We start from the raw sequence: 21298 nt of genomic DNA, 5'->3' as shown, positions 1-21298 counted from the left end.
ACTCCCATGAGCGATACCTTTTCTTACCTGCTGTTGGCCTGGATGGATCCGAACCTGTTGATGCTGACGGCGCTCGGTACCTTCGCCGGTATCTACATCGGCGCGATTCCCGGGCTGTCGGTAACCATGGCGGTTTCGATCCTGGTGTCCTTCACCTTTTCCTGGGAGGTCAATCAGGCACTGGCGCTGATCGTCGGTATCTTCATCGGCGGGGTTTATGGCGGAGCACGCAGCGCCATTCTGCTGAACATTCCCGGCGGCCCATCGTCGGTGGCCACGTCGTTCGATGGTTACCCGCTGGCCAAACTCGGTGAGGCCGGACGCGCCATCGGTCTGAGCACGGTGATGTCGGTGATCGGCGGCCTCGTCGGCACTGTGGTACTGGCCTGCGCGGCACCCATCCTTGGCGACCTGGCGCTGAAATTCGCCCCGCGCGACTACTTCCTGATCGCCGCCATCGGCCTGATGCTGGTTGGCAGTCTGGCCGACGGCAGCCTGGCCAAAGGCATTTTCGCGGTTGCCCTGGGCGCAATCATCGGCATGGTTGGCATGGATCCCGTCACCGCCGAAGGGCGCTTCACCATGGGTCAGATGGAGCTGATGGGCGGTATCCACTATGTAGTAGTGATGATCGGTCTGTTCGGCGTGGCCGAGGCCTTGTTCCAGTTGCACAACCTCAATACGGCGGTAGTGAAACAGAAGGTCGACAAGATCATTCCGTCCCTGGCGATGGTGATCAAGTTCCTGCCGCTATCGCTGCGTACCTCGATCATCGGTGTACTGGTCGGCGTACTGCCGGGCGTCGGTGGCGAAATCGCCGCCCTGCTGGCCTATGACCACGCCAAGCGCACGGTGAAAAACCCGACCCGTCCCTTCGGCGAAGGCGCCTATGAGGGCCTGGTAGCACCGGAAACAGCCAACAGTGCCGCGGTAGGCAGTGCCTACGTGCCGATGCTGACGCTGGGCATGCCGGGCGATGCGGTCACCGCGGTGATCATCGGCGCACTGGTCATTCACGGTCTCAACCCCGGCCCGATGCTGATGGTGGAAAACCCGCACATCTTCTGGTTCACCGTCGGCAACCTGGCGCTGGCCAACATCTTCCTGCTGATCTTCGGCCTGATGGGCATCAAGCTGTTCGCCAAAGTCGTGGAACTGCCCAAGGCCGTGCTGATTCCGCTGATTCTGGTGCTCTGCACCGTTGGTTCCTACTCGCTGAACAGCAGCATGACCGAGGTGTACTGGATGCTCGGCTTCGGCCTGCTCGGCTATTTCCTCAAGGCCTTCGGTTTCCAGATGGGGCCGATCATCCTCGGCGTCATCCTCGGCCCGCTGATGGACAGCTCTTACCGCCAGGCCATGGCTTCGGTCGGCGACAACCCCGTCGAACTGCTCGGCGAAATGGTCAGCAGCCCGCTGTCACTGATTCTCACCAGCGCCCTGGTGCTGGTACTACTGAGTAATACACCGCTGTTCGGCTGGCTCAAGCGCAAGCGCAAGGCCGCCTCCGCTCAACCTTGATACACCGCGTCACGCATGCTCCGGAAACGGATATATAAAAACAACCAATGGAGAGTCTCCAACATGCTCAAGCAATTATTTACCGGCGTCGCATTTTCCCTCAGTGCCCTGACGCTCGCCCTGCCCGCCCACGCCGAGTACCCGGAGCGCAGCATTCAGGCGGTCATTCCCTGGGGCGCTGGCGGCGCCACCGATAACGTGATGCGCAGCCTGGCCCCCTATGTAGAGAAAGAGCTGGGCACCAAGCTGATCCTCAACAACCGTCCTGGCGGCACCGCGGTGATCGGCAGCAGCTACGTGCTGCAGCAGAAACCCACCGGCTACACCCTGCTGCTGGGCGCCGAGAACCCGCAGCTGTACCCGGTACTGGGCCTGGCCAAGTTCGACTACAGCGACTTCTATCCGGTCAACATCATCGGCCAGAACGTCGTGGTGATCGCCGCCAACGCCGATAGCCCCTTCAACTCCATGGCCGACCTGCTGGCCGCTGCGAAGGAAAAGCCGGACACCCTGCGCATGGGTTCCACCGGCGCCGGCGGCCTGCCGAGCACCGTCCACGCCATGGTCAACGCCGTGGGCGAGCTGAAGGTGCGCGAAGTGACCTTCGGTGGCGACGGCCCCGGCATCACCGCGCTGATGGGCAAGCACATCGATTTCATGCCGCTGAGCCTGGCTGCAGCGCAAGAGCTGGTGCGCTCCGGCAAACTCAAGGCCCTGGCCGTTCTGGCCGCCGAAGAGGTGCCGGAACTGCCTGGTGTCGAGCCTATCACCAAGGCCCTGCCGGAAATCGCCGAGTACCTGCCATGGGGCCCGTTCTGGGGCGCATTCGTGCACAAGGACACCCCGGATGACATCAAGCAGAAGCTGGTCGATGCCTATGGCAAAGCCGTGGCCAATGAAGAGTTTCAGGGCTTTCTGAAAAACTACGGCGCACAGAGCCTGAACCTCAACGGCGCCCAAGCCGAGGAGTTCCTCAAGCGCTGGCAGTCGGTTACCGCCTGGTCGATGTACAAGGCCAAGGCCATCGAAATCTCGCCGGATAGCGTCGGTATCGAGCAACCCTAAGGTAGAACGACCGGCGGGCCGATACGCCCGCCGGTTCATGACCACATGCGTTACCAGCAAACATCTGTGCGTTTATCGAACATTAAGCCTTTGATCGAATTGAATCGCGCTACACCGAGCCGCACCATTGCCGAGCGTCGAATCGAAGCATGCGGTCATCCAACAGGGAACCGCCGCTAACAATCAAAATAAGAAAGGAACACTGCGATGATGTCGAAGCTTCTCAAGGCTTTCCTGGCAGTCGGTGTTGCTTGCGCGTTCAATGCGCAGGCCCAGACCGAAGAATCAGTCGTCACTCTCAAGATTCATCACTTTCTCCCCGCACACTCGGTGACCCAGGCTGATTTTCTGAAGCCCTGGGCAGAACGGGTGACCGCTGAATCCAACGGCCGCATCCAGTTCCAGTTCTACCCTTCCATGCAACTGGGCGGCACGCCCCCACAACTGATAGACCAGGCTCGAGACGGCGTCGCTGATATCGTCTGGACGCTGCCCGGCTATACCAGCGGCCGCTTCCCGCTGGCCTCGGCCTTCGAGTTGCCGTTCATGAGCCGCTCTTCCGAAGCCAGCAGCCAGGCCATGTGGGATTTCCTCCAGGCTCACGGGCAGAAGGAGTTCGCAGGTGTGCACCTGCTGGCTACCCACCTGACCGATGGCGCGCTGCTGCATACGGCGAAGAAACCGATCCGCACCCTCGCCGATTTCCGCGGCTTGAAGCTGCGCTCGGCCAACCGCGTATCCACCAAGCTGATCTCCATGCTCGGTGCCACTCCGGTGGCCATGCCGGTACCGCAAGTGCCGGAGTCGCTGTCCAAGGGCGTGGTCGATGGCGCGGTACTGCCCTGGGACGTGGTGCCGGCGCTGAAGCTGCACGAGCTGGTCAAGTACCACACCGAGATGGCGCCCGGCCAGCCGGCGCTGATGCACACCGCCCTCGTCCTGGCGATGAACCCGGCCAAGTATGCCAGCCTGCCCGATGACCTGCGCCAGATCATCGACAACAACAGCGGCCGTGAACTGTCGCGCCAGGCCGGCCATATCTGGGACACCAATGTGGTCGAGACCGGCCACAAGCTGGCCGAATCGCGCGGCAATGAAATCTATGTATTGCCAGCCGAGGAGCAGGCCAAATGGGTCGAGATCGGCAGCAAGCTGGACAAGGACTGGATCAAGGAAGTCGAGGGTAAAGGCAACGAAAACGGCGCGGCGCTGCTGCAAGAAGTTCGTCAACTGGTCGAGACCTACAACGGCCAACTGACACGTTAAGCGCGAAACCCTCGTTGCTACGGCCGGCCGCAAAGGCCGGCTCTCACGGAGTTCCAGCATGATCGAGATCCCTGTTCCGCCAGGGCAAGCCCACCGTACCCGGCCGTTCGGTCGCCTGCTCGACGCACTGGCGTGCTGGCTGGCACTGGCCGGCGGCCTGGTACTGGTTTCCATCACCCTGCTGTCGGCCTACAGCATCACCATGCGCAGCCTGTTCGACGCCCCTCTACTGGGCGATGTGGAACTGGTGCAGATGGGCTGCGGCATTGCCGTGGTCAGTTTCCTGCCGCTGTGCCAGTTGCGTCGTGGCAATGTCATAGTCGACGCCTTCACCTTGAAAGCCTCGCTAGCCGTACGCCGCTACCTCGATACGTTGGGCTGTCTGCTGATGGCAGCCTGCGCCGCCCTGCTGGCCTGGCGCTCGCTGATCGGCACGTTCGACACATACAGCAACGGTGAAGAGTCGATCATCATGGGACTGCCCATGTGGTGGTCGATGACCCCATTCGCACCCGCATTCATCCTACTCGCCATCGTTTCGCTGTATACCGCCTGGCTGGATTTCCACGGCGCTGGAGATCAGTCATGAGCAGTGTCGCACTGGGTGGGATTTTTCTGTTTTTTCTGCTGATCCTGCTGGCCATTCGCATTCCGATCGCCATCGCCATGATGCTCACGGGCATCGCCGGCTATGTATCGATCGGCGGCTGGGATCCATTACTCAATTACCTGAAGACAGTCGCTTATGCGCGCTACACCGTCTACGACCTGTCGGTGATTCCGCTGTTTCTGTTGATGGGCCAGTTCGCCTCCCGTGGTGGCCTGGCCACGGGCCTGTTCCGCGCGGCGGCCACCATGGTCGGACACTGGCGGGGCGGTCTGGCGATTTCCGCCATCGGCTCCTGTGCGGCGTTCGGCGCAGTATGCGGCTCGTCCATCGCCACTGCCGCCACCATGGGCCAGGTGGCCCTGCCGGAGCTGCGGCGCTACAAGTACTCCAACTCGCTGGCCGTTGGCTGCCTGGCTGCCGGCGGCACCCTGGGCATCCTGATTCCGCCCTCGGTGGTGCTGGTGATCTACGCCATCCTCGCCCAGCAGAACATCTCCACACTGTTCATGGCAGCCTTCGTGCCCGGCATCCTCGCCGTCATCGGCTACATGATCACCATTGCCATCTACGTGCGATTGTTCCCCGAGTCGGGGCCGGCGCAAGAACGGGTCGGCTGGAAGCAGCGGCTGGTAGCGCAGAAGGGCGTGCGGCCAGTGCTGATGATCTTCCTGGTGGTGCTCGGTGGCATCTACGGTGGCTGGTTCACCCCCACCGAGGCAGCTGCCATCGGCACTGTGGGCACCGGTTTTTTCGCCTTCACCCTCGGAAAAATGCGACTCGCCGAATTCAAGGAAGTACTGCTGGGTACAGCGATCACCACGGCGATGATCTTCATGATCTTGCTCGGTGCCGACATCATGAACGCTTTTCTGGCCATCTCGCAGCTACCGAACGCTATTGCTTCCGCCATCAGCGAGGCTGGGCTGCCGCCGTTCCTGGTGCTGGCCGGCATTCTCATCCTGTACCTGATCCTCGGCTGCGTGATGGACACCATGTCGATGATCCTGCTGACCATCCCGATCTTCTTCCCGATCATCATGGGTCTGGATTTCTATGGCCTCGACGATACGGAAAAGGCCATATGGTTCGGCATTCTGGCGCTGATGGTGGTGGAGATCGGCATGATCACCCCCCCGGTCGGCATGAACGTCTACGTGATCGCCAGCATGGCCCGCGACATCCCCATGCGCGACGCCTTCATGGGCATCGTGCCGTTCCTGATCTCGGACATCGTGCGCGTGGTGATTCTGGTGCTATTCCCATCGATAACCCTGTGCCTGGTGCGCTGGCTGACCTGACGAGGACTAGCGATACAACCAGGCGGATGCCGCCAAACCCCGAATAACTGCCACCACTCTCCCCGACGCAAAAGCCTATCCGCCACTGCCCAGGGGAGCTTTCAACCTTGAGAAAGGAAACAACAACAATGAGAAAGTCCCTGTACCTCGCGCCCAGCGCAATCGCCGTTGCCGTCATGGCCTCCAGCCTGTCCGTCGGCGCCCAGGCCGAAGGCTTCGTCGAAGACGCCAAGGTCTCGCTGAACCTGCGCAACTACTACTTCAACCGCAACTACCTCAACGGCACCGACCCGCTAGTCAACGGTGAACGTCAGGGCCAGGCCGAAGGCTGGACACAGAGCATCATCCTCGACGCCCGCTCCGGCTTCACCGCGGGCACCGTCGGCTTCGGCCTCGACGTGCTGGGCATGTACAGCGTGAAGCTGGACGGCAACCGCGGCGCCGCCAACACCCAGCTGCTGCCGATCCACGGCGATGGCCAGGCTGCCGACGACTTCGGCCGCACTGCCGTCGCCGCCAAGGCCAAGCTGTCGAAGACCGAGCTGAAGGTCGGTGAGTGGTTCGCCGTGCTGCCGATCCTCCGCGCCGACGATGGCCGCTCGCTGCCGCAGACCTTCCAGGGCGCGCAACTGACCTCCAACGAGATCGACGGCCTGACCCTGTACGGCGGCCAGTTCTGGAAGAACAGCCAGCGCCACGATGCCAGCCGCGAAGACATGTCGTTCAATGGTATCGAGGGTGACGATTTCAACTTCGCTGGCGGTGAGTACCGCTTCAACGGCAACAACACCATGGTCGGTGTGTGGCATGCCCGTCTGGAAGACGTCTACAAACAGAGCTACGTGCAACTGACCCACAGCCAACCGGTCGGTAATTGGGTACTGGGCGCCAATCTCGGCTACCTCAACGGCAAGGAAGAAGGCGCGGCCAAGGCCGGCAACCTGGACAACAAGGTCTACCAGGGTGCTTTCACCGCCAAGAAGGACAACAACACCTTCATGGTGGCCTACCAGAAGCTGAGCGGCGACACCAAGTTCCTGCGCATCGACGGTGCCAGCGGTGGCACCCTGGTCAACGACGGTTTCACCAACAGCTATGACGCGATCAACGAGCGTTCCTGGCAGGTTCGTCATGATTACAACTTCGCCGGCCTCGGCATCCCGGGCCTGACCCTGATGAACCGCTACGTCAGTGGCGACAAAATCCATGCCGGTGGCCGTACTGACGCCGAGGAGTGGGGCCGCGAATCCGAACTGGCCTACACCATCCAGGAAGGCACGCTGAAGAGCCTCAGCATCCGCTGGCGCAACTCCGACGTGCGTCGCGACGTGGGCCAGGATCTGCACGAGAACCGCCTGATCTTCAACTACCCGCTGTCGATCCTGTAAACGTACATCGCATCGCTTTACTCCAGTGTCATGGCATATTTGGCCCGTCCTCATGGCGGGCTTTTTTATGCATACGCAAGGCACCCGGAAAGCTGCTTGCGAAAGCAACAGGCGCACGAAAACACTGCCGCAGCAGTCAAGCCAGGCACGGAGAAGAAATAGAAGGAAGGAAGACGACCAGAACAGGTCTTGAAGTATGGAGGCAACCCTACCAGCCACACCCCGGCACACAATGTTCCCGCTGTGGCTGCTTCCTTCCGGATCTGACCAGGTTCACGGGTAATCGTTGCGGGGGGACCGGCAGGGCCACCATAACGCAGCTCACCTTGCAGTGAGCCGGCGCCATTGTACCGGCTTGCGCTGAACTTACAACTGCTTCAAGCACTTAGCGTTTTCTCAGGCCTATACGCGGAAACGTCCAACCAGTTGCGCGAGGCCACTGGACAGCTCGGACAGGCGCTGGCTAGCCACGGTACTTTGTTGTGAGGTATGCGCCGCCTCGTTGGACAATTCGCGGATATCGCTGATGTTACGGGCGATTTCCTCGGTGACGCTGCTCTGTTCCTCACAGGCAGTGGCGATCTGCGCGGCCATGTCGTTGATGCGCAGCAGCGACTCGCTGGTGTCACTCAGGGCCTGATCGACCCCCGCCGCCTGTTCCACACTGTCACGCGCACGCTGGCTACCGGAATGAGTGGCCTTGACGGCATTCTGCACACCGCCCTGCAAGCGCAGGATCATTTCCTGGATGTCCTTGGTCGACTCCTGGGTACGTGCAGCCAATGCCCTCACCTCATCGGCGACCACCGCAAAACCACGGCCCTGCTCACCGGCACGCGCCGCCTCGATGGCTGCGTTCAGTGCCAGCAGGTTGGTCTGCTCGGCGATGCCACGAATTACCGATAGCACTTCGCCGATCTTGCCCGCTTCCTGCTCGAGCGCCTGGATGGTGCCCGAGGCAGTTTCCACTTCCTGCGCCAGCTGCCGGATCGAATGAATGGTCGCGCCCACCACCTGAGCGCCCTCACGAGACTGCGCCTCGGCGCTGCGCACCGCGTCCGCGGCCCCCTGCGCGCTGCGCGCCACCTCATGCACCGCCGCACTCATCTCGGTGGCCGCGGTACTGACCTGATCGACCGCGGCATGCTCACTGTTGATCAGACGGTCATTGGCGGCAGCCATGCTGGCCAGGCTCTGCGCTGAATCGGCAACCTCCCCCGTGACCCGGCCGACCTCCTTGATCAGGGGCTGCAATTTGTCGAGGAAACGGTTGAAAGCCTGGCTCAGGCGACCCAACTCGTCGCGTGACGTCACGTCGAGGCGCACCCGCAGGTCACCGTCGCCGTCGGCGATCTGCTCGATACGATTGAGCAGCTTGTGCAGCGGTCGGGTGATGAGCCCGGGGAAGCTGATCACCAGCAACAGGCAGACCAGTAGACCGCAGGCAACCAGGGTGCCCTGTTGCCAGGCCAGCCGCTCGCCATGCGCGATGGCGGCGACACCCAGATGATTGGACGCCTGGTCTTCCAGCTCTCCCAGCTTGTCGATCACCCCGCGCATCGCATCGAATTGCACCTCGCTATCGCCAAAGCTGAGCTGAGATGCGGCCACCGGATCCGTAGCGGCCAGTTGGAGAACCCGGTCAGCGGTTGCCTTCCAGGTGGCGAAACTGCGCTCGAACTCGGCGACCAGGCGCAACGCCTCATCACCCGGCTGCATCTGTGCATAGGCCTTTACCCGGTCGGAAGCCTGCTTGACGTTCTCCGCCTGCATCGCCCTGAGCTCACCGACATGGGCCTGGGCCTCCTCATCCAACAGACTGCGTTCGGCCACCAGCGCCTGATAGAGATCGCGATCGGCATTGAGCAGCAGGCTTATCGCAGGCAGGTAGCGGTTGGTCAGGCGTGTGGTCGAGTCGGCCACCTGAGCGATCCCCCACATGCCCAGCGCGCTCATCAGCACCAGCAGCAGAGCCAGAAAGACGATGGGAAGAGCAATCTTCGAACGGAATCCAAGATCAGCGAACAGACGCAACATAGGAAGCTCCCCAGCACAGCAGCAATTGATTCTTGTTAGGTTCAGCAGGCCCGCAACAACAGAGGCACCACAAACGGATCAATAGCCCATCGTTTCCAGCAGCATAGCTGCGATTGGCCGACCTCGGCGGCAAAACGCCACCCTGCGCCTGGAATCCTCGCCCGTTGCACGAAAACCATGTTAGCCAACCCGAGAATAGCGCTGAAAAGACGCCGCAGCATTGCAAGAAACTGCGCCAGATAGCCGCAATTGAGCACTGGGCCGGGAATTTACCGCCGCCCAATGGGTCACAATGTGGCCCTGGGTTGCCGGCAGCCGTTGGCACGACCACCCAGCCAAGCGCAATCCTGCGCGGGCACCACCAATGCCACACCTTCATATCCTTCAAGGAGCTACAGCATGGCCATAACCAAAGACCAACTGATCGGTGACATCGCAGAAGCCATCGACACGCCGAAGACCACCGTGCGTTCGGCCCTTGATCAACTCAGCGAAATCGTTACCGAGGCGCTGGAAAATGGCGGCGAGATCACGCTTCCTGGTATTGGCAAACTGAAAGTCAGCGAGCGTCCTGCCCGCACCGGCCGTAACCCGCAGACTGGTAAAGCCATCGAAATCGCGGCCAAGAAGGTGGTGAAATTCGTACCGGCCAAGGCCCTGACCGACGCGGTCAACTGATCTGTCGGCGGGGCGCCACATGGCGCCCCGCTTCCTCCTCGCAACACGCCCCCTCTCGATCAGACTGAACCCCCGTCGACCTGTCGCCTCAAACGACGACATCCGTCTACCACAGGTTCGCCATGCCCGCAGACCGCGAACTCACCTTTCGTGCACTGTTTTCAGGTGTGCTGCTCGGCGCCTTGCTGACGCCTTCGAACATCTATTCCGGCCTGAAGATCGGCTGGTCGTTCAACATGTCGATCATTGCCCTGCTGGTCAGTTACGGCATCTGGCAAAGTCTGCTGCGCTGGCGCCTGGGCACGGCCTGGAGCATGCGCGAAAGCAATATCAACCAAACCACCGCCTCGGCTGCCGCCTCGATCATCTCTGGCGGTCTGGTAGCACCGATTCCGGCCTATACCCTGCTGACCGGACAGCAGTTGCCGACCCTGCCACTGGTAGCCTGGGTGTTCTCGGTGAGTTTTCTGGGTATCTGGGTGGCCTGGTACCTGCGCCGCAGCATGGTCGAGGACACGCGTCTGCGCTTCCCCGAAGCGGTCGCCACCCTGGAGACCATGCAGCAGGTCTACAACCATGGCCGTGACGCACTGCTGCGGCTCTACGTTCTGGGTGCTGCCGCCTTGCTCGGCGGCTTGATCAAGTGGGCTGACACCTTTGTGCTGGCGCTACCGCGCTGGTCGCCCTCGGCGAGCCTGGAGCGGCTGACGTTCAACCTGGATCCCTCACCGCTGCTGATCGGTTTTGGCGGCATCATCGGCATCCGCGTCGGGCTCTCTCTGCTGCTCGGCGCCTTGATCGCCTGGGGTGGTCTGGCACCCTGGCTGCTGAGTAGCGGCCTGGTACCGCTGGCTGAAGGTGCCAGCGGCCCGCAGTTCGGCGTGCTGGTGGAGTGGCTGCTGTGGCCCGGCGTAACCCTGCTGGTGTGTGCGACGCTGACCTCTCTGGCCGTTCGCTACCAGGCCAGCCGACGCCTGGCGAAAACCGCTGTCGGCAGTGCGTGGCAGACACCGGCAAAACTGCCACTGGCCATGCTCGCACTAGCCTCGCTGCTGGTGGTTATCCTGCAGGTACTGTTGTTCGATATCGATCCGCTGATGGCGCTGCTCAGCGTGCCGTTAGCCGTGGTACTCGCCTGCATGGCGGCGCGGGTGGTCGGCGCCACCGGCATCCCGCCGATTGGCGCCACGGGCCAGTTGTCGTAGCTGACCTTCGGTCTGATCGCACCCGGGCAGATCGGCGTCAACCTGATGGCTGCCAATACCGCCGGAGGCGCTGCCGGACAATGCACGGATCTGCTCAATGACTTCCGGGTTGGCCACGCCATCGGTGCCAAGCCTTACAACCAACTGATCGCGCAATGCCTGGGCATCTTCATCGGCAGCATCGTGGGTGTGCTGGTCTATCAGGTTCTGATTCCCGACCCTCAGGCCATGCTGATCACCGAGCAATGGCCCGCTCCGGCCGTCGCCACCTGGAAGGCCGTCGCCGAAGTACTCGGCTATGGTCTTGACTCGATCGACAGCAGTATTCGCTGGGCCATGTTGATCGGCGGCTTGTGCGGCCTGGTGTTTGGCGTGCTGGAAGCCCGCCTGCCCGTGCAGTCGACCTTCGCGCGCCTGCTGCCCAGCTCGGCGGCATTCGGCCTGGCCTTTATCATTCCTGCCTCGATCTCGCTGATGATGGCCCTGGGCGCCCTGCTCGCCTGGGTGATTCAGTCACGCTGGAGGAGCCTGGGCGAACGCTTCACCATCGCCGCAGCGGCAGGGCTGGTAGCAGGAGAAAGCATCGTCGGTGTCGGCGCTTCGTTCTGGATGATGTTTGCGGGTGGCTGAAAGTCCGTAGAAGCCCGCTTGCGGGCGATCAATTCGCACCATTGGCCATCGCCCGCAAGCGGGCGCCTACAAAAGCGATTCACCGCTATTTCATTCTTACTCGGTGCTGATGCCGTAATCAGCCAACCGGTCGATGAACGTCTGCTCATCCAGCACGGGAATATTCAACTCGGTGGCCTTGGCCAGTTTCGAGCCGGCGCCGGGGCCTGCGACCACGCAGGTGGTTTTCGCCGACACCGAACCTGCAACCTTGGCGCCCAGGGTTTCCAGCTTGCCCTTGGCGATATCGCGGCTCATCACTTCCAGGCTGCCGGTGAGTACCCAGGTCTGGCCGGTCAGCGGCAGGCCTTCGGCCACTTTCTTCTCGCTCTCCCAGTGCATGCCGAAGTCACGCAACTGAGCCTCGATGGCCCGCGCACGGTCAGCGTTTTCCGCCTTGGCGAAAAACTCGCGCACCGATTGTTTGGCCTTCTCGTTCAGCCCCTTCATCGCACTGAGATCGAGCCAGTCAGCGGCGATCACACCCTCGAGACTCTTGAAGCGCTCGGCCAGGTTCTTTGCGCCGGTTACGGCAACGAAGGGAATGTTCAGCTTGTCGAGCAACCCACCCAGCGTCGTGCTGGCAGCGAACTCGGCGGACAACTCGCCTTGATCCTGCAGTTCCAGTCCACGCTCCAGCAGGTGCTGTATCACGGTCTGGTTGTGCTCGTCCTCGAAGAAGCTGTGAATCTCGTGGGCGACTTCCAGGCCGACATCCGGCAGGTAGGTCAGCACTTCGGGCAACGCCTGGGTGACGCGCTCCAGAGAGCCCAGGGAGCGGGCCAGCACCTTGGCCGTTTCTTCACCGACATCAGGAATACCGAGCGCGTAGATGAAACGCGCAAGGGGCGGACGCTTGCTGTCGGTGATGGCCTTTAACAACTTGCGACTGGATACCTCAGCGAAACCTTCGAGCCCGACAATATTATCGAACTCAAGGATATAGAGATCGGCTGGCGATCTGACCAGACCTTCATCGACCAGTTGCTCGACACTCTTCTCACCCAGCCCTTCGATGTCCATGGCTCGACGCGAGACGAAATGGATGATCGCCTGCTTGAGCTGAGCCGCGCAGGCCAGACGGCCGACACAGCGATATACCGCGCCCTCGCTGACGGTTTCGCGGCCCTTGCTGCGCTTGATCAATTGGGTGCGCTCGACGGCGGAACCGCACACCGGGCACTGCTGCGGCACCTCTACCGGGCGGGCATCGGCCGGACGGCGGTCGGTCACCACCTGCATCACCTGCGGAATCACGTCACCCGCGCGGCGGATGATCACGGTGTCGCCGATCATCACGCCCAGCCGGGCGACTTCGTCCATGTTGTGCAGGGTCGCGTTGGAAACCGTCACGCCCGCCACCTTGACCGGCTTGAGGCGCGCCACGGGCGTTACCGCACCGGTGCGACCGACCTGGAATTCCACATCGAGCAGTTCGGTCAGCTCTTCCATGGCGGGGAACTTGTGGGCGATGGCCCAATGCGGCGTCCGTGCACGGAAGCCCAGCTGCTGCTGGTCTTCGATATTGTTGACCTTGAACACCACGCCGTCGATGTCGTAAGGCAAACCCATGCGCCGTTCGCCGATATCCCGGTAGTACGCCAGACAGTCTTCGATGCCCTTGGCCAGTCTCAACTCGTGACTGATGGGAATGCCCCAGGTTTTCAGGCGTTCGAGCATGCCGATCTGAGTAGTCGCCGGCTCGGCGCTGTGCTGGCCGAGGCCATAGCAACAGAAATCCAGCGGGCGGCTGGCGGTGATCTTCGAGTCCAGCTGGCGCAGGCTGCCTGCTGCGGCGTTGCGTGGGTTGGCGAAGGTCTTGCCGCCACTCTCGGCCTGGCTGGCATTGAGTCGCTCGAAGCCGGCGCGGGACATGAACACTTCACCGCGCACTTCCAGCACATCCGGCCAGCCGCTGCCCTGTAACTTGAGCGGCACATTGCGGATGGTGCGCACGTTGACGCTGATGTCCTCACCGGTGGTGCCATCACCACGGGTGGCCCCCCGCACCAGCTTGCCATCGCGGTACAACAGGCTTACCGCCAGACCGTCGAGCTTGGGCTCGCAACTGTATTCGACCTCGGCGCCACCGCCAAACAGATCACCGCCCCGCACGCCCAGACCGTTCTGCACACTGCGGTCGAAGGCACGCAGATCCTCTTCCTCGAAGGCATTGCCGAGGCTGAGCATGGGCACTTCGTGCCGCACCTCACCGAAGGCGCTGAGCGCCTCGCCGCCCACCCGCTGGGTCGGTGAATCCGGCGTCACCAGTTCCGGGTGTTCGGTTTCGAGTGCCTGCAGCTCGCGGAACATACGGTCGTATTCGGCGTCCGGCACGCTAGGCTCGTCGAGCACGTAATAACGGTAGTTGTGCACATCCAGTTCGGTGCGCAGTTCGAGGATGCGTTGGGCGGAGTCTTTCATGCAGTAGTTCTCGACAAGGTACGGCGGCAGCGCAGAAATGAAAAACCCCAAGCCAAGCGCGTGGCTTGTAGCTTGGGGCTTGCAGCCAGCAGCTGCCGTTTAGCGTTTTTGCGTCAACAGTCGACGTTCATATTCGACGATGCGCTGGCGGTAATGTTCGATGGTTTGTGCGGTGAGCACGCTGCGCTGGTCGTCCTTCAGCTCACCATTGAGTTCGTGAGCCAGTTTGCGCGCCGCGGCGACCATCACATCGAAGGCCTGCTTGGGGTGACGCGGGCCCGGCAGGCCGAGGAAGAAGCTCACGGCACGTGTGCTGAAACCTTCGATATCGTCCAGATCGAACGTACCGGGCTTCAGTGCGTTGGCCATGGAGAACAGCACTTCGCCGTTGCCAGCCATGCTCTCGTGACGATGGAAGATATCCATCTCGCCGAAACGCAGGCCGCTTTCCAGAATGTTCTGCAGCAGTGCCGGGCCCTTGAAGCCTTGCTCATCGCGGGCGATGACGTTGATCACCAACACTTCGTCGACCGGCGCCTGATCCTTGCTCACCGTTTTGGCGGACAGGCTGTCACGGCCGCTGTCGTCGTCTTCGACGGGTGTCAGCAACGTCGGCACCGGCTCGTCGGTCTCCAGATCGAGGTCACCCTGGCGCGGCTCACCGCGGCGGCGGCTGTTGACGTCCCGTGCGCTCAGCGAGGGCAGATCGTCCTCGTCCAGCGATGGCTCATGGTTGCGCTCGATCACCCGTGGCGGGCTGAGCACGTCGGGATCCCCTTCGTCATCCGGCAGATTCGACACGCTGCGATCCAGCCGGAACTTGAGCTTGCCCTTGCCACCGCGCATTCGCCGCCACCCGTCGAAGAGGATGCCGGCGATGACGATGATACCGATGATGATCAGCCACTCGCGTAGACCGAATTCCATGAAATGTCCTGACCCCTAAAGCAAAAATTGATTAAAAAAGGCGTCCTGGCCCGTATCGATGACCTTGAAACGTGGCGCCAACTCCATGTTCTGAATGGCGTTTTCCCACGTGCAACAAAAGTGGGCGTTAAGCTAGCACGACGAAAGACAACTTTACACCGGCAAAACACTGTAAAACCGCCGCTCCCGGCAGTTTTTACGCAACAGAATCTGTGTAACCACGCATCAGCTGTCCACCATCGCCAAGGCTTCCTCGACATCCACCGCCACCAGTCGCGAACAACCGGGCTCGTGCATGGTCACCCCCATCAGTTGATCGGCCATTTCCATGGCGATCTTGTTGTGGGTGATGTAAATGAACTGCACGGTCGCCGACATCTCCTTGACCAACCGCGCGTACCGTCCGACGTTGGCATCATCCAGTGGCGCATCCACCTCGTCGAGCATGCAGAACGGCGCCGGATTGAGCTGGAAGATGGAAAACACCAGCGCCAACGCCGTCAATGCCTTCTCGCCGCCGGACAGCAAATGGATGGTGCTGTTCTTCTTGCCCGGCGGACGCGCCATGATGGTCACCCCGGTATCGAGTAGATCTTCGCCGGTGAGTTCCAAATATGCGCTGCCGCCGCCGAAAACTTTCGGGAAAAGCGCCTGTAGACCGCCGTTGATCTGGTCGAAGGTTTCCTTGAAGCGGTTGCGGGTTTCCCGGTCGATCTTGCGGATGACGTTTTCCAGGGTCTCCAGCGCTTCGACCAGGTCGGCGTCCTGGGCATCCAGGTAGCGCTTGCGCTCGGACTGCTGCTGGTACTCCTCGATGGCCGCCAGGTTGATCGCACCAAGGCGCTGGATCCGTGCCGCCATCTGCTCAAGCGTCTGCTCCCAGGCGTTCTCGCTGGCCCCTTCGGGCAGCGTGGCGAGCACACCGTGCAGGTCGTAGCCATCTTCCTGCAACTGATCCTGCAAGGCCTTGCGGCGCACGTTCAGCGATTGCCACTCCAGACGCTGCTGCTCCAGTTGGCCACGCAGCAATTGCGCTTGCTGCTCGGCCTGAGTACGACGCTTCTCGGCATCGCGCAGTTCGCGGTCGGCATCTTCCAGGGCCAGCCGCGCCAGGCGCAGCTCTTCCTCGACGCCCATACGCCGCTCGAGCAATTCCTCGAGTTTCAGGCGCAACTCTTCCAGCGGTGCAGCGCCCTCTTCCAGGTTCAGATCGAGCTGCTCGCGTTTTTCATGCAGGCGCTCGGACTGCAGTTCGAGACGCTCCAGAGCCTGTCGCGTGGAGTCGTGCTGGGCGCGCAGCGAGCCCAGGCGCACGGCTAGCTGGTGGGCGTGATCCTTGTGCTGTCGCGCGTCCTGCCGTATCCGATCGAGCCGCTCGCGCAAGGCGTCACGGCTGGCCAGCAGGCTTTCGCGCTGCTCGTTGTCGAGGGCCATGCTGTCCAGCGCATCTTGCAGGTGCAGGCGGGACTCGCCGAGTTGCTCGTGCTCCAGTTCGCGCTGTTCGCCAAGTTCCTGCTGCTCGGCCTCGATGCGTTGGCGACGTAGCAACAGTTGCTCCGCCTTGGCTTGACCGGCGGACAGTCGGGCTTTCAGCTCGCCGAGGCGACGCACCTGATCCTGCAACTGACGGCGCTGCTGCTCACGCAATTCTTCTTCATGGCGCTGACGCTCGCGCAGTGCCTGCAGGCGCTCGTCGAGCTGCGCCAGTGCAGCCTCGCGTTCCTCGCGCTCCAGGCCCAGGCTTTCCAGCTCCTGGCCGCGGGCGAGCACGCCACTCTGCGCCTCGCTGGCACGGCGTACGCGCAGAAAGTGCCTACCTACCCAGTAGCCATCGCGGCTGACCAGGCTTTCGCCAGGCGCCAGCCCCGCGCGCTCGGCCAATGCCTGATCGAGGCTCTCGACAGGCCGCACACCGCCCAGCCAGGGCGTCAGGTCGACCGGTGATTCGATCTTGTCCAGCAGGCTGCCGACAATCCGCTCACTATCGTTGCCGGTCGATACCAGACGCAACTCGCCCTGATCCAGAGAGGAGAAATCCAGGCCATTGAAATCATCCTGCAGAACGGCCTGCAGGTCGGCGCCGAGTACGGTTTCCACCGCCAGCTCCCAGCCCGCTTCCACACGCAGGCCTTCAGCCAGGCGTGGGCGTTTGTCCAGGCCGTGTTCACGCAGCCACTCCGCCGTGCCTTTGCCGGGATCCAGCGCAGCCTGCTGCAAAGCTTCCAGCGACGCCAGGCGGCCATTCAGACGCTGCAGTTCACCCTGGGCCTGCTGCTGGGCCTGCCCCGCCTGCTGGAGGTCTTCGCGTAGCTGCTGCAGACGCTCGGCCTGTTCGGCTTCCTGCTCCTGCAGTTGTTCCAGATCCAGTTCACCGACAGCGATCTGCTCGCCCAACTCGATGATCGCGGCGTCTTCCGGGTTCGCGGTCAACTGTTGCAGTTCGTCGGCCAAGCGGCGCTGGCGCTCGCCGAGGCGTTCCAGGCTGAGCTCCAACTGCTGGAGGCGCGACTGCTGCACTTCCGCCTGGCGACGCGGTTCGGCGCTGCGCTGGTTGAAGCTGTCCCACTGTTCCTGCCAGCCGTGCATGCCGGTTTCGGCTTCTTCCAGGGCAGCAGCGGACTCTTCGGCAGCGGCGGCGGTGAGTTCCTGCTCCGGTTCGAGCATGGCCAGCTCTTCGCCCAGGGTCGCCAGCAAGGTGCGGTCATGGCCCAGGTGCGACTCGGTCTCCAGGCGCGCGCGTTCGGCCTCACGCAGGTCGTCCTGCAACTGGCGCAGGCGCTGCTGACCGTGCTGGATACTCTGTTCGACACGGGCGATATCGCCACCCACCGAATAGAAGCGCCCCTGCACCAGGTTGAAACGCTCGGACAGCTCGTGGTGGCCATCGCGCAGGCGCTCGATGCTGGCATCGGCATTGCGCTGCTCGGCCACCAGCGCCTCGAAACCGATTTCCTGGTTGCCGATCACCGCTTCGCGCTGGCCGACCTGCTCGTTCAGCGCCTGCCAGCGCAGAGCGGTCAGTTGTGCCTTGAGCTGACGCTCCTCGGCTTTGTATTCCTGATATTTCTCGGCGGCCTGGGCCTGTCGATGCAGACGCTCGAGCTGGCGCTCCAGTTCATCACGCAGGTCGGCCAGGCGCGCGAGGTTTTCCTGGGTGCGGCGGATGCGGCTTTCGGTTTCGCGGCGGCGCTCCTTGTACTTGGAGATGCCGGCCGCTTCTTCGATGAAATTGCGCAGTTCCTCGGGTTTGGCTTCGATCAGCTTGCTGATCATGCCCTGCTCGATGATCGAGTAGCTGCGTGGCCCCAGGCCGGTACCGAGGAAGATATCGGTGATGTCGCGACGGCGGCACTTCACGCCGTTGAGGAAATAGGTGTTCTGGCTGTCGCGGGTCACCCGGCGGCGAATGGAGATTTCCGCGAAGGCCGCGTACTCGCCGGTCAGGGTGTTGTCGGAATTGTCGAAGATCAGCTCGATGCTGGCCTGGGTCACCGGTTTGCGGGTGTTGGAGCCGTTGAAGATGACGTCGGTCATCGACTCGCCGCGCAGGTTCTTCGCCGAGCTCTCGCCCATCACCCAGCGCACGGCATCGATGATGTTGGATTTGCCGCAGCCGTTGGGCCCGACCACCGCCGCCATGTTGCTCGGAAAATTCACCGTGGTGGGGTCGACGAAGGACTTGAAGCCCGCCAGCTTGATGGATTTCAGCCGCATGCTGCGAGACTCGCCAGAGCTGCGCGTGGAAACACGTCAACACAGTGAGGGGTCTGAACAGCAGGATGCGTCATGGTTTTCCTTAAGGCGCTAGGTCCTGTGGAGCGGTCGGCGATGGCGGAGCGCTCTGGCCAGGCGCATGACGCGACTCCGTACCGGCCAGAACAGCGCGCGAGTGTAGCACAGCAGGCACTGGCGACAGCCAGCCCGACCGCGCATTCAGGGCTCTCGAGTGCTTCGGTGTATCCCGGCGCGGCATGATGAGAAACTATCACTCATCCGAACCGTATTCCGTACGAGGCACCTCCATGTCCAACTCCGCCCACGCCTATCGCGGCGCCATCCTGCACAGCCTGGCCGATCCGGCCGAAGTCGGTATCGAGGCGTCCTACGCCTATTTCGAGGACGGCATTCTGCTGGTGGAAGACGGCAAGGTGCGTGAGGTTGGTCATGCCGCGGATCTGCTGCCGCGCCTGCCCGGCGTTGCCCTGACCCACTACGAAAACGCGCTGATCACGCCCGGCTTCATCGACACCCATATCCACTACCCGCAAACCGGCATTATCGGCGCCTACGGCGAGCAACTGCTCGACTGGCTGAACACCTACACCTTTCCCACGGAAATGCGCTTCGCCGACAAGGCCCATGCCAGCGAAGTGGCGGATGTCTTCCTCAAGGAACTGCTGCGCAACGGCACCACCACCGCGCTGGTGTTCGGCAGTGTGCACAAGGAATCGGTAGACGCCTTCTTCGAGGCCGCCAGCGCGCTGAACCTGCGCATGATCGCCGGCAAGGTGCTGATGGATCGCAATGCGCCCGAGGCCCTGACCGATACCGTCGAGTCCGGCTACGCCGACAGCCGTGAACTGATCGAGCGCTGGCACGGCAAGGGCCGCCTGCATTACGCGGTGACGCCACGCTTCGCCCCGACCAGCACGCCGGCGCAACTGGCCATGGCCGGGCGACTGTTGCAGGAATACCCGGATCTGTATCTGCACACTCACCTCTCGGAGAATCGCCAGGAGATCGAGTGGGTCAAGGAGCTGTTTCCGGAAAACAGCGGCTACCTGGATGTCTACGACAAGCACCAACTGACCGGCCCACGCTCGGTATTCGCCCACTCGGTGCATCTTTGCGATACGGAATGCGAGCGCCTGGCGGAAAGCGGTTCGGCGGTCGCCTTCTGCCCGACCTCCAACCTGTTTCTCGGCAGCGGCCTGTTCGACCTGCGGCGCATGGAACAGCATAAGGTGCGGGTCGGCCTGGGCACCGACATCGGTGCCGGCACCAGTTTCTCGCAGCTGCGCTCGCTGAGCGAGGCATACAAGATCATGCAGTTGCAGGGGCAGAAGCTCGACCCGTTCAAATCGCTGTACCTGGCCACCCTGGGCAGCGCACGGGCGCTGTATCTGGACGAGCGCATCGGCAACTTCGCAGCAGGTAAGGAAGCGGATTTCGTGGTGCTCGACTATCGGGCCACGCCGCTGATCGACTACCGCCTGCAGCAGAGCAGCAACCTGGCCGAACGGCTATTCGCCCTGATTACTCTGGGCGACGACCGGGTGATCAAGGAAACCTTCGCTGCCGGGCAGAGCGTGCACCGCCGCGATAGCTGATGGCGGAGCCTGCACCATCGAGTCCTGAGTATCGCGGGCATGCAGGAACTCCCTCTCCATGGCTTCGATCACCGATACCGGGTGCATGGTTCAACCGGCCAGTGCCGGCTTGTTCGGGGCTGCCGCAAGTGCATCGTTGCTGAGACGTCATGCACTATCCATCACCCACCACGGCAGCTCGCAGGCTGGTTTGCCAGGAATGGCGGGCATGAAAAAGGATGCCCTGAGGCATCCTTTTTCAATGTATCCAGATCAGCTCGCACGCGCGGTATCACGCAGCGACTTGACCTGATCATGGTTGCGCTGCACACCTTGCAGCTGCTTTTCCAAAACGATGCGCACGTCGCTCGGCAGGTCTTTTTCCAACGCTTTGCGGTAGCTCTTCAACGCCACATCTTCGCCGCGCTCGCATTCGTTGAGAATCGCCTCTTCGCTCTTGCCGGTGATTACCGACTTCAGGTCGACCCAGCCACGGTGCAAGGCACCCGCCACGCTGGAGCGGGTTTCCGGATCGCCACCCAGGCCACGCACCAGTTGCTGCAGTTCGGCAGCAGCGCCTGCGCATTCTTGCGAACGCTGGATGAAGAAGCTTTTGAGACGCGGCTCTTTCACGTCCTCGGCACACTCGCTGAAACCTTTCTCGCCATCTTTGCTGGTTTCGATCAGATCATTCAGTACTGAAATAACGTCTTTGTTATCCACTTTATAAATCTCCTCGTCGCTTCAGAAAATAGCCCTGTAGGGCCGCTCCCTTAAGTGGAGTGAGCGACCATTGCGGAGGTTCAGGGCATTTTCCGAGGCGACGAGGCACTGCAACCCGAGCCACTCCGAGCAAACACACGGGCCGCCTAGGCGCGAACCGCTCGTCTGGAGGTGCATA

13 protein-coding genes, 1 other RNA gene and 1 pseudogene are annotated in these 21298 nt (G+C 62.1%); 9 read left to right on the top strand and 6 right to left on the bottom strand.

What is annotated here, in order from left to right; genetic code table 11:
- The first annotated feature begins 6 nt into the window (after positions 1-6).
- The 6 genes from DNK10_RS20250 to DNK10_RS20225 all read left to right on the top strand — a co-directional run bounded on the left by DNK10_RS20250 (position 7) and on the right by DNK10_RS20225 (position 7148).
- Positions 7-1521, top strand: coding sequence for a tripartite tricarboxylate transporter permease (locus tag DNK10_RS20250; protein WP_131182542.1), 1515 nt, complete (start codon positions 7-9; stop codon positions 1519-1521).
- Between the two features lie 63 nt (positions 1522-1584).
- Positions 1585-2586: a tripartite tricarboxylate transporter substrate binding protein gene (locus tag DNK10_RS20245; RefSeq protein WP_131192796.1), complete on the top strand. Its 1002-nt coding sequence runs from the start codon at positions 1585-1587 to the stop codon at positions 2584-2586.
- A gap of 207 nt (positions 2587-2793) precedes the next feature.
- Complete coding sequence (locus DNK10_RS20240; RefSeq protein WP_244216292.1) at positions 2794-3852, top strand: TRAP transporter substrate-binding protein; 1059 nt, start codon at positions 2794-2796, stop codon at positions 3850-3852.
- Positions 3853-3910: 58 nt separating this feature from the next.
- Entirely contained in the window at positions 3911-4441 is a 531-nt protein-coding gene (locus DNK10_RS20235) for a TRAP transporter small permease (RefSeq protein ID WP_131192795.1), read from the top strand.
- The gene (locus DNK10_RS20230; protein ID WP_131192794.1) at positions 4438-5760 is read left to right on the top strand and encodes a TRAP transporter large permease; all 1323 of its coding nucleotides are present in this window, start codon (positions 4438-4440) and stop codon (positions 5758-5760) included. The genes DNK10_RS20235 and DNK10_RS20230 overlap by 4 nt, the downstream gene beginning before the upstream one ends.
- Positions 5761-5888: 128 nt before the next feature.
- The gene (locus DNK10_RS20225; protein ID WP_131192793.1) at positions 5889-7148 is read left to right on the top strand and encodes an OprD family porin; all 1260 of its coding nucleotides are present in this window, start codon (positions 5889-5891) and stop codon (positions 7146-7148) included.
- A 206-nt stretch (positions 7149-7354) separates the two neighbouring features.
- On the opposite strand, the gene ffs is transcribed toward DNK10_RS20225, so the two are convergent.
- An RNA gene (gene ffs / locus DNK10_RS20220) (signal recognition particle sRNA small type) lies at positions 7355-7451 on the bottom strand.
- Between the two features lie 99 nt (positions 7452-7550).
- Positions 7551-9185, bottom strand: coding sequence for a methyl-accepting chemotaxis protein (locus DNK10_RS20215; RefSeq protein ID WP_131192792.1), 1635 nt, complete (start codon positions 9183-9185; stop codon positions 7551-7553).
- Positions 9186-9467: 282 nt separating this feature from the next.
- Between DNK10_RS20215 and DNK10_RS20210 the strand changes: the two genes are divergently transcribed.
- Together DNK10_RS20210 and DNK10_RS20205 are read left to right on the top strand one after the other, a co-directional pair.
- Positions 9468-9863, top strand: coding sequence for an HU family DNA-binding protein (locus tag DNK10_RS20210; RefSeq protein WP_279635863.1), 396 nt, complete (start codon positions 9468-9470; stop codon positions 9861-9863).
- Between the two features lie 122 nt (positions 9864-9985).
- Positions 9986-11698 (top strand): annotated as a pseudogene (locus DNK10_RS20205) (OPT/YSL family transporter).
- 96 nt (positions 11699-11794) lie between these two features.
- Here the strand turns inward: DNK10_RS20205 and ligA are convergent.
- From ligA to smc, 3 genes are all read right to left on the bottom strand, one after another.
- The gene (ligA, locus tag DNK10_RS20200; protein WP_131192790.1) at positions 11795-14161 is read right to left on the bottom strand and encodes an NAD-dependent DNA ligase LigA; all 2367 of its coding nucleotides are present in this window, start codon (positions 14159-14161) and stop codon (positions 11795-11797) included.
- 99 nt (positions 14162-14260) lie between these two features.
- Entirely contained in the window at positions 14261-15088 is an 828-nt protein-coding gene (gene zipA, locus DNK10_RS20195) for a cell division protein ZipA (protein WP_131182533.1), read from the bottom strand.
- Positions 15089-15313: 225 nt separating this feature from the next.
- Positions 15314-18802 (bottom strand): chromosome segregation protein SMC, encoded by a 3489-nt coding sequence (gene smc / locus DNK10_RS20190; RefSeq protein WP_131192789.1) that lies wholly within the window; start codon positions 18800-18802, stop codon positions 15314-15316.
- Between the two features lie 308 nt (positions 18803-19110).
- Here smc and guaD point away from each other — a divergent pair, with 308 nt between their 5' ends.
- Positions 19111-20418, top strand: a complete 1308-nt coding sequence (gene guaD, locus DNK10_RS20185) for a guanine deaminase (protein ID WP_131192788.1) — start codon at positions 19111-19113, stop codon at positions 20416-20418.
- A 252-nt stretch (positions 20419-20670) separates the two neighbouring features.
- Here guaD and DNK10_RS20180 read toward each other — a convergent pair whose 3' ends face one another.
- Positions 20671-21120, bottom strand: a complete 450-nt coding sequence (locus DNK10_RS20180; RefSeq protein WP_131182671.1) for a PA2169 family four-helix-bundle protein — start codon at positions 21118-21120, stop codon at positions 20671-20673.
- Between the last annotated feature and the right edge of the window lie 178 nt (positions 21121-21298).

This window comes from Phytopseudomonas daroniae (genome assembly GCF_004327275.1).
GTDB classification, from domain to species: Bacteria; Pseudomonadota; Gammaproteobacteria; order Pseudomonadales; family Pseudomonadaceae; genus Aquipseudomonas; species Aquipseudomonas daroniae.
The sequence above is the reverse complement of the archived record's forward strand: the minus strand, read 5'-3'. Positions and strand labels throughout refer to the sequence as shown.

What these genes read in the sequence shown, in the direction of transcription:
- DNK10_RS20250 (WP_131182542.1), top strand. Translation starts at nt 7, where the DNA reads ATGAGCGATACCTTTTCTTACCTGCTGTTGGCCTGGATGGATCCGAAC.
- zipA (WP_131182533.1), bottom strand. Translation starts at nt 15,088, where the DNA reads ATGGAATTCGGTCTACGCGAGTGGCTGATCATCATCGGTATCATCGTC.
- ligA (WP_131192790.1), bottom strand. Translation starts at nt 14,161, where the DNA reads ATGAAAGACTCCGCCCAACGCATCCTCGAACTGCGCACCGAACTGGAT.
- DNK10_RS20240 (WP_244216292.1), top strand. Translation starts at nt 2,794, where the DNA reads ATGATGTCGAAGCTTCTCAAGGCTTTCCTGGCAGTCGGTGTTGCTTGC.
- DNK10_RS20215 (WP_131192792.1), bottom strand. Translation starts at nt 9,185, where the DNA reads ATGTTGCGTCTGTTCGCTGATCTTGGATTCCGTTCGAAGATTGCTCTT.
- smc (WP_131192789.1), bottom strand. Translation starts at nt 18,802, where the DNA reads ATGCGGCTGAAATCCATCAAGCTGGCGGGCTTCAAGTCCTTCGTCGAC.
- DNK10_RS20225 (WP_131192793.1), top strand. Translation starts at nt 5,889, where the DNA reads ATGAGAAAGTCCCTGTACCTCGCGCCCAGCGCAATCGCCGTTGCCGTC.
- DNK10_RS20210 (WP_279635863.1), top strand. Translation starts at nt 9,468, where the DNA reads ATGGGTCACAATGTGGCCCTGGGTTGCCGGCAGCCGTTGGCACGACCA.
- DNK10_RS20235 (WP_131192795.1), top strand. Translation starts at nt 3,911, where the DNA reads ATGATCGAGATCCCTGTTCCGCCAGGGCAAGCCCACCGTACCCGGCCG.
- DNK10_RS20245 (WP_131192796.1), top strand. Translation starts at nt 1,585, where the DNA reads ATGCTCAAGCAATTATTTACCGGCGTCGCATTTTCCCTCAGTGCCCTG.
- guaD (WP_131192788.1), top strand. Translation starts at nt 19,111, where the DNA reads ATGTCCAACTCCGCCCACGCCTATCGCGGCGCCATCCTGCACAGCCTG.
- DNK10_RS20230 (WP_131192794.1), top strand. Translation starts at nt 4,438, where the DNA reads ATGAGCAGTGTCGCACTGGGTGGGATTTTTCTGTTTTTTCTGCTGATC.